The organism is Fibrobacterota bacterium (assembly GCA_019509785.1).
GTDB lineage: Bacteria > Fibrobacterota > Fibrobacteria > UBA11236 > UBA11236 > Chersky-265.
This window is the reverse complement of sequence record JAEKLQ010000035.1, coordinates 38,573-51,615: the sequence shown is the minus strand read 5'-3', so window position 1 is coordinate 51,615 and position 13,043 is coordinate 38,573. Positions and strand designations below refer to the sequence as shown.

12 protein-coding genes are annotated in these 13,043 nt (G+C 63.4%); 8 read left to right on the top strand and 4 right to left on the bottom strand.

Annotation, left to right across the window (positions count from 1 at the left end):
• Positions 1–7: 7 nt before the first annotated feature.
• Complete coding sequence (locus tag JF616_09670) at positions 8–616, bottom strand: hypothetical protein (GenBank protein ID MBW8888011.1); 609 nt, start codon at positions 614–616, stop codon at positions 8–10.
• 235 nt (positions 617–851) lie between these two features.
• On the opposite strand from JF616_09670, the gene JF616_09665 reads away from it, so the two are divergent.
• The 3 genes from JF616_09665 (at position 852) to JF616_09655 (ending at position 3,816) form a co-directional block, all read left to right on the top strand.
• Positions 852–1,793 (top strand): TIGR02147 family protein, encoded by a 942-nt coding sequence (locus JF616_09665; GenBank protein ID MBW8888010.1) that lies wholly within the window; start codon positions 852–854, stop codon positions 1,791–1,793.
• A complete protein-coding gene (locus JF616_09660; GenBank protein ID MBW8888009.1) occupies positions 1,790–3,184 on the top strand; it encodes a hypothetical protein in 1,395 nt (464 codons plus the stop codon). The genes JF616_09665 and JF616_09660 overlap by 4 nt, the downstream gene beginning before the upstream one ends.
• 83 nt (positions 3,185–3,267) lie before the next feature.
• Complete coding sequence (locus JF616_09655) at positions 3,268–3,816, top strand: YaeQ family protein (protein ID MBW8888008.1); 549 nt, start codon at positions 3,268–3,270, stop codon at positions 3,814–3,816.
• Between the two features lie 36 nt (positions 3,817–3,852).
• On the opposite strand, the gene JF616_09650 is transcribed toward JF616_09655, so the two are convergent.
• The 3 genes from JF616_09650 to eboE form a co-directional block, all read right to left on the bottom strand.
• Entirely contained in the window at positions 3,853–4,776 is a 924-nt protein-coding gene (locus tag JF616_09650; protein ID MBW8888007.1) for a hypothetical protein, read from the bottom strand.
• Between the two features lie 179 nt (positions 4,777–4,955).
• Entirely contained in the window at positions 4,956–6,359 is a 1,404-nt protein-coding gene (locus tag JF616_09645; GenBank protein MBW8888006.1) for an alkaline phosphatase family protein, read from the bottom strand.
• A complete protein-coding gene (gene eboE, locus JF616_09640) occupies positions 6,352–7,689 on the bottom strand; it encodes a metabolite traffic protein EboE (protein ID MBW8888005.1) in 1,338 nt (445 codons plus the stop codon). Before eboE ends, JF616_09645 begins: the two co-directional genes overlap by 8 nt.
• A gap of 54 nt (positions 7,690–7,743) precedes the next feature.
• Here eboE and JF616_09635 point away from each other — a divergent pair, with 54 nt between their 5' ends.
• The 5 genes from JF616_09635 to JF616_09615 all read left to right on the top strand — a co-directional run bounded on the left by JF616_09635 (position 7,744) and on the right by JF616_09615 (position 13,043).
• Positions 7,744–8,928 (top strand): iron-containing alcohol dehydrogenase, encoded by a 1,185-nt coding sequence (locus JF616_09635; protein ID MBW8888004.1) that lies wholly within the window; start codon positions 7,744–7,746, stop codon positions 8,926–8,928.
• The gene (locus tag JF616_09630) at positions 8,915–9,745 is read left to right on the top strand and encodes a sugar phosphate isomerase/epimerase (GenBank protein ID MBW8888003.1); all 831 of its coding nucleotides are present in this window, start codon (positions 8,915–8,917) and stop codon (positions 9,743–9,745) included. Before JF616_09635 ends, JF616_09630 begins: the two co-directional genes overlap by 14 nt.
• Positions 9,746–9,910: 165 nt before the next feature.
• Positions 9,911–11,239: an extracellular solute-binding protein gene (locus JF616_09625; protein MBW8888002.1), complete on the top strand. Its 1,329-nt coding sequence runs from the start codon at positions 9,911–9,913 to the stop codon at positions 11,237–11,239.
• Positions 11,236–12,150: a sugar ABC transporter permease gene (locus JF616_09620; protein MBW8888001.1), complete on the top strand. Its 915-nt coding sequence runs from the start codon at positions 11,236–11,238 to the stop codon at positions 12,148–12,150. Before JF616_09625 ends, JF616_09620 begins: the two co-directional genes overlap by 4 nt.
• The gene (locus tag JF616_09615) at positions 12,147–13,043 is read left to right on the top strand and encodes a carbohydrate ABC transporter permease (GenBank protein MBW8888000.1); all 897 of its coding nucleotides are present in this window, start codon (positions 12,147–12,149) and stop codon (positions 13,041–13,043) included. Before JF616_09620 ends, JF616_09615 begins: the two co-directional genes overlap by 4 nt.

Here is a 13,043-nt window from a genome sequence, read left to right as displayed (position 1 = left end):
GTTTCGCTTAGGGATACCCGGCGCACATGATCGCCTGCTGCGCCATGTATGCGTCGTACTTGGGGTCTCCCGTCGTCGGCAGCGTCACGGCGTTTTTCCGGTACATCTCGCATAGCTGCGCGGTATCGGGAGGCGTATAGGTGGGGCGGGGGTCCGGCTTCGCAGCGCCCAGGACCTGATCGCAATTGTTGCCGACATACATGTCCTTGGCCTGCGCGTAAGCGTCTCCTTTGCCGGACTGCAATACGTTATAGGCATCCAAACACGCCTGTTGTTCGGGGGTCAGGGCGGTCGCAGCAGGTGGCGGAGCGGATTTCTCGGGCTCGGTCGCGGCGGGTTGCGAGGAGGGGGCGCCACCCTCCGGCGAGGTGTTCCCAGGCGCATTGGCCGGCAATTCCTGGGCGGTACCGGGGGTGCCTGCGGCAGCCTGGGCGGGTAAATCCTTCGCGCTGTCCTGGGCCGAGAGCGCCTGGGCGGCATGTTGTAGGTTGTCGCCCGATGGCGCCGCCGGCTGATTGCCTTTGTCGCTGCCGAGGAAATCCTGGCAGCCTATGAATACGGATCCGGCCAGGACCAGGCCGAGGGTTCCGTGAGTGATGAAGAGCTTGTTGCGCATGTGACCTCCGGGTTAGGGGATGCTTTAAGATTAATCTTCCGCCCGGGATTTTTTTCCACCATCTTGCGGAAGAGGAGGGATTTTTTGTCCTCACCTATGTCCCTGAAAATCACCTGGAATCCGCATTAAAATCGCGGTTTACCGCCTATCCTTGCGGGCAGGGCAGGGATTTTTTGTCCTCACTTGGGACCAGTTCGATGTGGGCGGAGCGCGAACCGGCGATTATACTTGGGGTATGCAGGCTGACGATAAGGAACCTTCCCGCTCCGCCGCGCCGGGGTCCGGCGCCGCGCCGCGCATCCTGCAGTATCTCGATTTCCGGGATTTCATCCGCGATCATTGCGCCTGGCGCAAGGGGATCGATCCCGGCTTTTCCCAGCGCATCTTCGCGCAGGAGGCCGACCTCCCCCCGACGTGTTCCAGTTTGCTTCCCGGCGTGGTGAACGGCCGCCGCAACCTGAGCGCGAACCTCCGCATCAAATTCGGGAAGGCCCTGGCGCTTTCCGAAAGGGATTACCGCTATTTCGACTTGCTGGTGCAGTTCAACCAGGCCAAGGGGATGATCGAGAAAAATCATTTCTTCGCCCAGCTTTCCAAGTTCCGCAACTCGCGGGCCCGCATCGTGGGCGAAGCGCAGTACCGCTACTACACCAAGTGGCATCATTCGGCGGTATGGACCTATTTCACCTTCGACCAGAAGCAGCGGCATCCGGGCATCATCGGCGCGCGCCTTTTCCCGCCCGCCACCCCGGCCCAGGTCGAGGAAAGCATCCGCCTCCTGCTCACCTTAGGGCTAATCAAGAAGACGGCTTCGGGGTATGCCGCCACCGACAAGCATCTGTATACGGAAAAGGATTTGAAGGCCATGGCCACGAGGCAGCATTTGCATGATCTCGCGGGGCTGGCCATGGGAGCGCTCGATTCCGTACCGCCGGATCGCCGCCAGTTCAACGCCCTCATGTTCTCCGTGTCCGAAACCGGCTTCCGGGCGGTCAAGGACCGCATCGGCTCGTTCCAAGAGGAGCTGCGCGAAATCGTCGATCGGGACTCGGGCGAGGATCGCATCTATACCCTCACCCTGCAACTCTTCCCCAACAGCCAATCCGAGGCGGGCCCGGGCCTGGGCTTGCCCGTGGCGAAAGCGGCTGGCAAAAACGCGCCGGGCAAGGGCGCATGAACCTCATCCCCGTACGTCGTCTCCGCCTCCCGGGGCGGATTGCGTCCCTACTGGTCGCGTCCTTGATCGCATGTCCGGCCGTGATGCATACGGGCTGCGAAGGCGGGAGCACCGGCGTGGACAACCCCGGCGTGGCCGAGCTTCCCGTCGAGTTCCGCGATGATGCAGGCAAATTGGTTCCGGCCCGTGGCGCGCTCGAGATCTATGATCAGGACCACAATCCCGCCCTGGATTCGGCGCCCCTGATGCGCCTCGACATGGAGGGTAATACGGGTTTCAAGTTGACCGCCGGGGATTTCGATCGGATCCTGGCCGCGCGGGCGCCTAAGCGGTCGGCGGCAGCGAAGCGGTCCGCGGCGGCGGTCTCGGCCGCATCCGACACCTTGATCCGGTTCAATCTGGTTTTCCGCAGCGCTTCGGGTTCCGGCGCCATGGCGGCAGGGCTTTCCTATGATCCCGGCCTCCATCGCTTTTTCCTTGAGGCCGTCGGCGCGAAAAGCGTGCGCATGCTGCCCAAGCCTTTGCTCCGCTTCGCCGCGAGCCTGCACCGCCAGGCCGTCCAGGGCGTGCTGGGGCGGATCATCCTGCCGGGCACGCCTTTCCAGGCCACCCTGGTCGACAGCGATTTCGTTCTGGAAGACTTACCCGAAGGACGTTTCACCGCGCGGATGCTGAGCGGAGACGGGTATATGTACGCCGTCCGGGAAAGCCTGGATACGCGGGCGGGACATGCCTTCACGGCCGCGCCGGATCCGATCGGGCGGATCGAAGCGATCAATCCGCCCGCCGGCTTTGGCGTGGACGCGGGGACGCCCGTGTTGACCTTCGCGGGACAGGAGATCGGAATCCAAGGCCTACTGTCGGGAGCCGATTCCAACGATACGCGTGTTTCGATCCTATGGCGGTTTCTGGACAAGGCCCCGGGCGATTCCGCCCGCATCGCAGATGCGACCCGGTTGCGGACCTCGATCCGGTTCCCCGCTTCTCCCGGCTATAACCTGGAGCTGTCTGCCACCTTCGGGACCGTCACGGTGCGGGACACCCTATCCATAAATGTCAATCCGCAACCGAGTCCCACCCAAACGAAATTCGTCTCTCCCCAGCCCGGCGACACCCTCGTGCAGGGCTCATCCTATAAGGTGAGTTGGGCTTATGCCCCGGGCGCCCTGGTGCGGTTAGAGGTCGCTTATAAGGGTAAAGATGGCCTCGACGGGACCTGGTTACCGGTCGCGGATAGTATCGTCAACGATTCAGGTTACAATACATACCCATGGACCCTTCCGCCGCCCTCGTCCTCGTCTTACATTGGCTCCCTCCGCCTGAAGGCGATCCCTTCCGATACCGTACTGTTGATCATGTCCGGATCCTTCACCCTGGTACCGGCCCGGTAGGGCCGCCCCGGCCGCGATCCGGATCCAGGATACCCCGAAGTTGTTACCTTCCCGCCCGGTCCCTTTGGGGCCGCCCGGTCCCTATGGCGCAACCCGTTTCCCTGCATCGCTTCCAAATCGATTTCTCCGACATCGATCGCGGGGTGTATAAGGCCTTCGACCTCAGGCTCGCCAGGCATCCCTCCGAATCGGAAACCTACCTACTCACCCGGCTCATCGCCTATATCCTGAACGACCGCGAGTACCTGGAGTTTTCCCCCGGCGGGCTCTCGGATCCGGATGCGCCCTGCATCCAAGCCGCCACGCCGCATGGGGAGATCCTCTTATGGATCGAGATCGGCAACCCTAGCGCGCGGAAGCTGCATAAGGCTTCCAAGGCGGCCAGGCAGGTGCGCGTGTATACCTATAAGGACGTGCGGGTCCTGCTCGAGGAAATCCGCGGGAACAAGGTCCACAAAGCCGAAACCATCGAGGTGTTCTCGCTGGAGGCTAAGTTCCTGGAAGGCCTGGCGCCCTCGCTGGAGCGGACCAACAAATGGAGTCTCCTGCATCAGGAAGGGACCCTTACCGTGACGATCGGCAACGATTCCTCTTCCTGCGAATTACTGATCCACCCGATCCAGGCCGCATGACGGAATCGCTTCAGTCGGCTTAGGGCCGATAGAAGATCATTTCCGGAAACGGGGCATCGCCGCGGTTGGGCTCCTGCGCTTTGCCATCCCCGGCAACTGGCGGCCCTGCGCATCGTAAGCGGAGAGGACGCCACCGGCTTCTGCCGAAAGGCTTCCGGCTCCGGTGCGACGGGCTGCGGGAGAATGAAGGGCCGTGGTATGCCTAAACGAAGTATCCGGGGAAACCACCCCGACCGTATCCCCGTCTTTGACATAACCGACCAAGTCAACCCGGGTGTACGGGCCAAGGCTCCTGAAGTATGCGTACACCAGCCCGAGGCCTTCGGCATAGGTCCCCTCTTCATCCCAGTCCAGCACGGGGATGATGACCGAATCTTGCACTCTGCCCAATTCCCGGCCACCGTAGGCTTTCATGCGCAAATCCGGCCCTGCCAAAGCGAATTTCGAGGTATCGCCCCGGAGAGCTTGCACGCGGGTGTAACCACCCCCCGCGCGGATATTGAGATCGGGATCTGGAATCATCCGGACGATTTCACCGGGGCACCCGTTGAACGGGGAGCCCGCCGTATCCAGATAGGCGCGGGTCTCTTGATAATCGTTGTAGCTCTGTTCGGCGACGACGTTGCCAATCAGGGAACGGCGCGATTCCAGCCCGGAAAAATCATAGGTCCGGATAAAACCGGATTCGTTCCGGGAGACCACTTCGTATTTGCGGATGACTTCCTTATTGTGGCCCATGCCCACAGGATCCTGACTGTAGATCCGGTACTGGAAAATATCGCCGACGTGGAAGTCGAAGATTTCCCGCACCCCGGGACCGCAAGCGGGCGTGGTGGTCTGGGCCCGCGCCGCGATGGACGGCAGCAGTACGCCAAGGAAACCTAGGGCCAAGGCGCGCTTGGACCGGGCCGCCGAAAAAGGTCGATGAGGGGCACTCGATAGGGTCTTAAGAATGGACATGCGAACCTCCTGAAAAATAGGACGCCCTTCGCAACTTCCATGCCGATATAAAAAAATTTTCCTGGTCGTCGAAAATCGCGCTCTTAAGGAATCGGGCGCACCGCCGCGCCCTTCGGCCTGGTGAATTTCTGACCGCCGCCGCCGCGCCGGTTTCCCGTAGGGCCGGAGCCAGCCGCCCTCTAATCGCCCTGGAGCACGTGCGCGGCGATCAATTCCTTCATCGCCGTCATGGGTAACGTAGACGTTACTGGCTGCAGGCCCTTGACCTCCGAGATGCACAGGGCCGCTTCCTCCGGGTTCGTCGCCGGAGTCCCATGGCTCCCTTTCACCAGTTCCGGCTTCAGCGGAATCACGTCCATGTAATAGCGGAAGCCCAGCATCTTCTTGAGCAAGGTGAAGGCCATCTTGGCCTTGATGGCGGGGATGCCGGGATCGAGGAACAGCTCGACGGGATCGTAGCCGGGTTTGCGGTGGATGTCCACGCAGCGGGCGAAGTCCGGGGCCTTGCGGTCGTCCTCCCAGTAATAATAGGTGTACCAATTGTCAGGCTCGGCCATCAGGATCACGTCGCCGCTACGTTCATGCTTCAGCCCCGCCTTGGCGATGGCGTCGCCGACCAGCACGGCTTTCTGCCCCGGTTCCTTTTCGAACAGGGCGGCCACCTTCGGGATCAGCGCCTTGTCCTTCACGTAGATGTGGCAGATCTGGTGATCGGAAACGGCGAAGGCGCGGCTGGCCCCCGCGTCCAGCATTTCCCAGGTCAGGCTGGGGCGTATTTCCAGCAAGCCCGCGCGCCGCAAGATGCGGTTAGGATGGGTATGCCGCGTCACCTTGGAAATCCCGTACTCGGAAACCAACATGATGCGCACGCCCTGGCCGCGGTAGAAATCGATCAAGTCGCCCACCACGGCGTCGATGGCCGCCAGCTCCGCCGCCATTTCCGGCGCACCCGGGCCGAAACGTTGCAGGCCGTAGTCGAGATGGGGCAAGTAGACCAGGTTCAGAGTGGGCCGTTTGCTTTGGAAAACCTTCTTCGCGGCGGCGGCGATCCATTGCGACGAGGCGATGCCCGATCCGGGTCCCCAAAACGAGAAGAAGGGGAAGGGCCCCAAGTCCTTGACCAATTCGTCCCGCAGGCCGAAGGGCTGGGCGTATACGTCGAAGATCTTGCGTCCGTCGGCGGGATATTGCGGACGGGGCGTTACGCTCCAGTCCACCGGCGCGTACATGTTGTACCACCAGAACAGCTTGGCGCAGGTGAAATCGGGATGGGCCCGCTTGAGGCTTTCATATACCTTCTCGCCCTGGATGAGACCGTTGTTCTGTTTCCAGAAGCCGACTTCGGCGAGATCGTGGAAGTACCATCCATTGGCGACGATGCCGTTTGACGAAGGCGGGGCGCCGGTGAGCATGGCCGCCTGGCTGGAACAGGTGACGGCGGGGAAGACTTCCTGCAACGGGGCGCTCCAGCCTTCGGACAGGAATTTCGCGATGCGGGGCGTATGCGGGCCGATGAGGGAGCGCGTGAGGCCCACCACGTTGAGCACGGCGGTGTTATGCAAAGTCCCTCTCCGATCAGCCATGGCGCCCTTTCGTCCAGCCGTTCATTACATATCCCGGAGGCACCCGCTCCTCGATGAAGCGCAGTTCGCGCGCGAGGGAGGCGGCCAGGGCGGCATCTCCGTCGGGACGATGGGCTTCGGGCAATACGCTCCAGGTATAGGTCTCCACTTCGAAATGCCGGCAAAGCTTGCGGGCCACCGCATGCTGGAAGGCGGCGAGCATATCCTCGCGAGTGGTGCCGATGGCCTCCGCATCGAGCATGCGATCGGAATCGATAGGCAGGTGAAAGTGAACGCGCCAGGGATAGTCCCACAAATCGAGCCCAGAGAAATGGGCCGGCGGGACGCCGGCGGCCCGGACTTTGTCCGCCGCCCCACCTGCGGCCGAGCTCGCCGACGCTCCCGCGGTCCCGACGGACGAACCGACCAAGGCTTCGATAGGCCGCGCGCCCTCGGCGAGGGCCTGGGGCAGATCGTCGAAGACGGCCACGCCGACAGGCGTGCGCACGCGGACTTGATGCAGGAAACGCGGCTCGACGAAACGCCGCCGCATTTCCAGGGTGGCGCGCGCCGGATCGGGCTTGAACTCGAGGGCGCTGGACAATTGCATCTTGGCGATGGGGATGCCGTCCGCCGCGAAGGCCTCCAGAACGTCGACGGGATCCTCGAATTGCACCGCCTGGTGGCAGGTGTCATAGCAGACGCCGAGGAAACGGGACAGATCCTCGTCGCTTAGGCCCGCGCGCTTGGCTTCCGGCCTTAAGACTTGGGCCCAGAAAAGGCGGACTTGCAGGGTGGTTTCGAGGGCGCAGCCCGGCTCCGGCTCCAGCCCGAGACGGATCGTGCGCCCGTCCATTTCCGCGAGGGCGCGCGCCTCGCGCGCGAAGGCGCACAAGTTCGCCGCCGCGCGATGACCATGCTCCGCGGTCCAACCCACGCGCCAGCCCAAGGGCAAGGTCGAGACCGATCCCTCCGCGCCGGCGGGCAGGATCGCCGCCAGTAGGCGGGCGCAGGCCACCGTATAGGCCAAGCGTTCGGGCGTGGTCCAATCGGGTTGATAGACCTTGGTCTTCACCTCGGCATCATGGAAGTTTCCGTAAGGGAACGCGTTGCAAGTGAAGGCGGAGAGCCCGTGCGCGGACAGATGATCCAGCAGACGTTCGCGTGCGGCGCGGGGATCCCGGTTCATCTCTTCTATAAAGGAAGCGGGGAACCAGAGGCCCATGGGCATCCCCGGCCAGCCCAGCTCATCCCGCACCATGGGCCCGAAGCGGCCGATCAGGTCGCTCCAAACGCCCCAATCCCCCAAAGGATGCACATTGGTGCAATAGGTGAGGCTGAGGTTTTTCAAGCGAAAACCGTTTCCCAATCCCCGGACCCCGGAGTAGATTAAGGTAGTAAACCGATGAAACAGGAAAATCTGCAAGCAGCCGCCCAAGGGGTGGCCAAGACCTTGTCGGCCCCGGAACTAAACGACGTGGCGTCCGTGGTCCGCACCTGGGAATCGCCCCTGGCCGGCAATGCGCCCATCCATTTCGGGCCCGGCGCCATCGAGCGGTTGCCCGGCCTGTTGCAGGGACTCAAACCGGACAGGCTTTTCATCATCTCGGATACCCGCGTATTCAATCTGCACGGGTCCTCCTTATTGCAGGCGCTTTCCCCCCATTTCGCTCCCGAAATCCTCCTCATTCCCGATGGGGAAGGGGAGAAGAACCTGGCCAACCTGGAATCGCTCTGCACCCAGCTTTTCGAACGCGGGGCTACGAAGTCGTCCGTGGTGGTCAATTTCGGCGGCGGGGTGGTCCTCAATATCGGCGGGCTGGCGGCCTCCCTCGTCTATCGCGGCATCCGTTTCGTGCAAGCGCCCACCACCTTGATGGCCCAAAGCGACGTCATCGTCTCGAACAAGCAGGGGATCAATTTCGCCGGCGGCAAGAACCGCTTGGGCGTGTTCAATACGCCGGTGGCCGTCGTAGCCGACATCCGCTACGTGCGCAGCGAGCCCATGCGCCAGTTGCGCGCCGCCGCGGTGGAATATTGCAAGAACGCCATCCTGCTGGGCGGCAGGCATTACGAGGAAGCCCTCGCGTTCTTCTCCGCTCCCGAGATCTTTTCCGCCCCCCAGCTCGCGCGCCTGTTGGAGAACAGCTTGGCGCAGAAGTTCGAGATCGCCCGCCTCGATCCCAAGGAACGCTCCCTGGGGCTGATGCTCGAGTACGGGCATACCGTGGGGCATGCCTTGGAATGGCTTTCCCATGGACGCCTGCTGCACGGGGAAGCGGTCTATCACGGGATCAACGTGGCGGGCCAGCTGGCGGCGCATATGGGCATCATGCCTTTGGCCGAGCTTAAGAAGCAGAGCCTCTTGCTCTCGCGCCTCACCGGCATCCCGTCCATCCCGAAAGACATTTCCGTGGGCCAGATCCTGGCGGCCGCGCAGAAGGACAACAAAAAAGTGGGCAAGGGCATGGCCTTCATCCTCATGAAGGCGGTGGGGGAAGTGAATCGGCAGGAAGGTTCCGTGCTCACGCCCGTCTGCGAGTTCCAGCTGCAACGCGTCCTGCTCGAGTATTGGGATGCTCTGCTATAGCACCGGTTCCCTTCCCGACGCCCTTTCCCTTCCCGCCATCTCCGATCTCCTGACCAACACCCCTTTCACGGGCGTGGAACTGACGGTGACGCCGCCCATGCTGGCGCGCGCCGCCGATGCGGCTTACTGGAAGGGCATCCGCGACTTGTACCGGGAGAAGGGCCTGGCGTTCCGCAACGTGCATTTGGGCGCGCCGCATTTGCTTGGGCCCGAGCCGCATCGCCCGGGCTTGGCCTCCCTCGATCCCGCGGATAGGGCGGCCAAGGCGGCCGCCTGCCAAGCCTGCATGGGCATCGCGGTCGCGTTGGGATCGCCGCATCTCACCATCACCTCCGGGCTCACCGAATCCGAAGCTACGCATGCCCGCCAGGAGGCGGCTTTCCGGGAAGCGCTGGCGGGACTGGTGGCGATCAAGCCCGCCGCCTTGAAGCTCCTCATCGAGCAGGAGCCCGAACACGTGATCCGTTCGGTGGAGCAATTGGACGCGCTCTGCCTCGCTTTCCCGGGCGAGGTCTTCGCGACCTTCGATGTGGGGCATAGCGCGGTGATGGGGGAGGATATCGCGGCCTGCATCCATCGCCTGGGGCCGCTGTTGCGGAACCTGCATTTGGAAGACATCCGGGGCCGCGTGCACGCGCATAAGCTCTATGGCGAAGGCGATATCGATTTCGCGCCCGTTTTCCGGGCCTTGCGGGAGATCGGCTACCATGGCGACTTCACGCCCGACCTGTATCCCTTTAAGGACGAGCCTCATCGGGCCATGGCCGCATCGGAAGAATTCCTGCGCTCTCATGGCGTATTGACGCGGGCGCTGTAAAGCCGGCCGGCACCGGAAGACTTGCGCCGCCACCGCTTTCCGAAGTTCCGAAAAAGACGGACGGGACGGATCCGTTCACGGGTTATATTATGGAGCCCCATGGGCAGGCTTGAATCCATTCCTCTCCGAGGATCGTTCCGATCCAACGCGGCCGCCTGCTTGGCGATGGCACTGTTCGCCGTCCTGGCCCTGACAGGCTGCGGGCGGCGCGATTCCGTCCCGACCATCCGCATCCTCTGGGCCGAATGGCATCCTTCCGACGCGCTGGCGGAGCTGGGCCGGGAATACCAGGCTAAGACCGGGGTGCGCGTCCAAGTGATCCAGAAATCGTGGGACGGCGCTTTCGGCGACGCCGTGTTCGCGGAGTTCCGCAACCGCGATGATCATTACGACATCATCATCGGGGACAGCCAATGGCTGGGGCTGGGCGCGGTGGGCGGCCATTACGTCGAACTCACGGATTGGATCAAGGGGAATATCGCCACCGATCGCCTGGAGCCGGCGGCGATGAAATGGTACTGCGAATACCCCAAGGGCTCCGCCCGTTACTATGCGGTCCCCTGCGAAGCCGACGTCATGGCCTGGATCTACCGCAAGGATCTTTTCCAGGATCCCGCCCATAAATCCGGCTTCGCCGCCTTCCTGGCCAAGGAGAAGGTAACGCCGGCGTTTCCCCTGGCGCCGCCGGCGACCTGGGAGCAATTGCGCCTGATCGCCCGCTACTTCAAGCAGGCCGTGCCGGGCATGGCCGGGCTGGTGATGCCCACCTCCCGCAATTACGACATGGCCACCATGGGCTTCGAGCCGGTGCTATGGTCCTTCGGCGGCGAGTTCGGCGATTACGCCGCGGAGAAGGTGACCATCGGCTCCCCGGCCACCGTGGAGGCCCTGAAGTTCTATACCGATCTCTTGTCCTCCTCTTCCGCGGGCGGACGGAACATGGGCTACGGGGAGGTGGCGGCGGAATACATCTCCGGCCGCGCGGCCATGGCCTGCAACTTCATGGCCTTTTTCCCCGCCTTCACCAATCCCGGCGAGAATCCCGATTACTACGACAAAACCGGATTCTTCAATTCGCCCGGGCACCAAGGCGCCGACGGGACCTTCCGCCGCGCGGCCGCCTTGGGCGGGCAGGGGATGAGCATCAACGCGCATATCTCCCCCGAACGGCAGGACCGCGCCAAGGAATTCCTGAAATGGTTCTCGCAAAGCGCGACCCAGGCCGATTGGGCCGCCAAGGGCGGATTCACTTCGGACAAGACGGTGCTGTCCGGGGAAACTTTCCGCAAGGCGGCGCCCTACAATCCGCTCTTCGAGGAAGCCTTCCAGCTGATGCGCGATTTCTGGTCCGTCCCCGAGTACGACGATCTCCTGAAGACCTGCCAGCGCGAGTTCTGCGCGGTATCCCAGGACGGCGCCGATGCGGAGACGGCCGTGAGGCAAGTGCAGGCCGAGCAGGAAGCCATCCTGGCCAAGCGGAGGCCGGGCCGATGAGCGCGGTGCGGGCCCTTTCGGATCGGGCGGTGCGCAACCTTTGCGTCATGCCCGCCCTCGGCCTTCTCATCCTCTTCAACGTATTCCCGCTGCTGGCCTCCTTCGCCCTGAGCTTCACCGACTTCAATCCCATCATCGATACCAAACCTATCTTCACCGGCCTCGCCAATTACGGGGGCCTGCTCGACAGCCCGCGCCAGGAGGTGTGGCGCGCCTTCTCCCGCACCGGGGCCATGGTCGCCGTCACCGTAGGCCTGGAGACGATACTGGGCTTCTGCGTGGCCTTGCTGCTGAGGCGGGCCTTCAAGGGCCGGGGCCTGTTCACCGCCATCCTCCTCATCCCTATGATGCTGTCCCCGGCGGTGATGGGGTCATTCTGGCGTTACCTCTTCAACGTCGATTACGGAGTGGTCGATTGGCTGCTGGACGCGCGCCTGGCGTGGGATGGATCTCGCCCGCTCTCCTTCTGGGCGGTCGTCATCGCCGAGGTGTGGATGTGGACGCCCTTCATGATGCTGCTCTCCCTGGCCGGGCTTAACGCCATCCCCAAGACCCTCTACGAAGCCGCCGAAGTGGATCGCGCCGGGAACTGGTTCCGCTTCCGGCATATCACCCTTCCCTTGGCCGCGCCCATGGTGATCCTGGGCGTGGTCTTCCGCGCCATGGACGGCTTCCGCCTGTTCGATACCGCCATGGTCTTGAACGGGAACCTGGAAGGGCAGCCGACCACCTTCGTGAGCGTGCTGTTGCATGCGCGCGGTTTCGGCGGCAGCCGTTCCCTTGGCGAACCGGCCGCCCTCGCCTATCTGCTCTTGATCGCTTCGCTGGCCCTGGCCAGCCTGGTCTTGCGTTACCTCGATCACGTGCGCGCGCGGCGGGGCGCGAGCGGGTTCACGGGGAGGGGCGCATGAGCCGCGCTTCCCGGACCGAGGGCGGCGCCTTCCAGAGCGAAGGCGGGGCCTGGGCGCCGTTGAAGGCGGCCCTGCTGGCGGCCTACGCCTTGATCAGCCTGGCGCCGATCGTCTACTTGGTGCTTACGGCCTTCAAGCTGCCCACCGATGCCGCCGCCTTGCCGCCGCGCTTCCTGCCGGGAGCCTCCGCCCCCGAGGATTCCTACTGGTTCCGTTTCACCTTGTTGAATTTCCGCCGCGTGCTGGCCGATGGCGGGACCCTGCTTTATTTCTTCAATTCCGTTTTCGTATCCGTATGCAGCACCGTGCTCTCCGTGGCGGCGGGGTCGCTGGCCGGTTACGGGTTCAGCCGCTTCCCTTTCCGCGGCGGCCGGGACGCGCTTTTTTTCGTCCTCGCCACGCGCATGCTCCCGCCCCTCGCGGTGGCCGTGCCCATCAGCTTCATGTATAGCCGCCTGGGGATACTCGATACGCGCTTCGGGCTGATCCTTCTCTACACCTGCTTCAACCTCTCCTTCACCACCTGGATGATGAAGGCCTTCATCGATGAGATCCCGGCGGCCTACGAGGAAGCGGCCATGCTCGACGGCCACACGCGCCTGGAAGCCTTGCTGCGCGTGGTCCTGCCCCAGGCGGCCCCGGGGCTTGCCGCCACCGCGGTTTTCTCCCTCATCTCGGCCTGGAACGAATACGCCTTCGCCCTCACCTTGACCAGCACCGACGCGGTCACCATGCCCGTGCGCATCCATTCCCTCACCGGCGATACCGGAACGGTGCCCTGGGGCCCGCTGGCGGCCGCCGCCACCTTGTTCCTGGTACCCATCGTTTTCTTCGGCCTGATGATGCGTAAGCACTTGGTCCGGGGCGCCACCTTCGGCGCGGTGAAGGGTTAG

Coding starts and splice junctions, on each gene's coding strand:
- JF616_09670 (MBW8888011.1), bottom strand. CDS start 616: ATGCGCAACAAGCTCTTCATCACTCACGGAACCCTCGGCCTGGTCCTG.
- JF616_09665 (MBW8888010.1), top strand. CDS start 852: ATGCAGGCTGACGATAAGGAACCTTCCCGCTCCGCCGCGCCGGGGTCC.
- JF616_09660 (MBW8888009.1), top strand. CDS start 1,790: ATGAACCTCATCCCCGTACGTCGTCTCCGCCTCCCGGGGCGGATTGCG.
- JF616_09655 (MBW8888008.1), top strand. CDS start 3,268: ATGGCGCAACCCGTTTCCCTGCATCGCTTCCAAATCGATTTCTCCGAC.
- JF616_09650 (MBW8888007.1), bottom strand. CDS start 4,776: ATGTCCATTCTTAAGACCCTATCGAGTGCCCCTCATCGACCTTTTTCG.
- JF616_09645 (MBW8888006.1), bottom strand. CDS start 6,359: ATGGCTGATCGGAGAGGGACTTTGCATAACACCGCCGTGCTCAACGTG.
- JF616_09635 (MBW8888004.1), top strand. CDS start 7,744: ATGAAACAGGAAAATCTGCAAGCAGCCGCCCAAGGGGTGGCCAAGACC.
- JF616_09630 (MBW8888003.1), top strand. CDS start 8,915: ATGCTCTGCTATAGCACCGGTTCCCTTCCCGACGCCCTTTCCCTTCCC.
- JF616_09625 (MBW8888002.1), top strand. CDS start 9,911: ATGGCACTGTTCGCCGTCCTGGCCCTGACAGGCTGCGGGCGGCGCGAT.
- JF616_09620 (MBW8888001.1), top strand. CDS start 11,236: ATGAGCGCGGTGCGGGCCCTTTCGGATCGGGCGGTGCGCAACCTTTGC.
- JF616_09615 (MBW8888000.1), top strand. CDS start 12,147: ATGAGCCGCGCTTCCCGGACCGAGGGCGGCGCCTTCCAGAGCGAAGGC.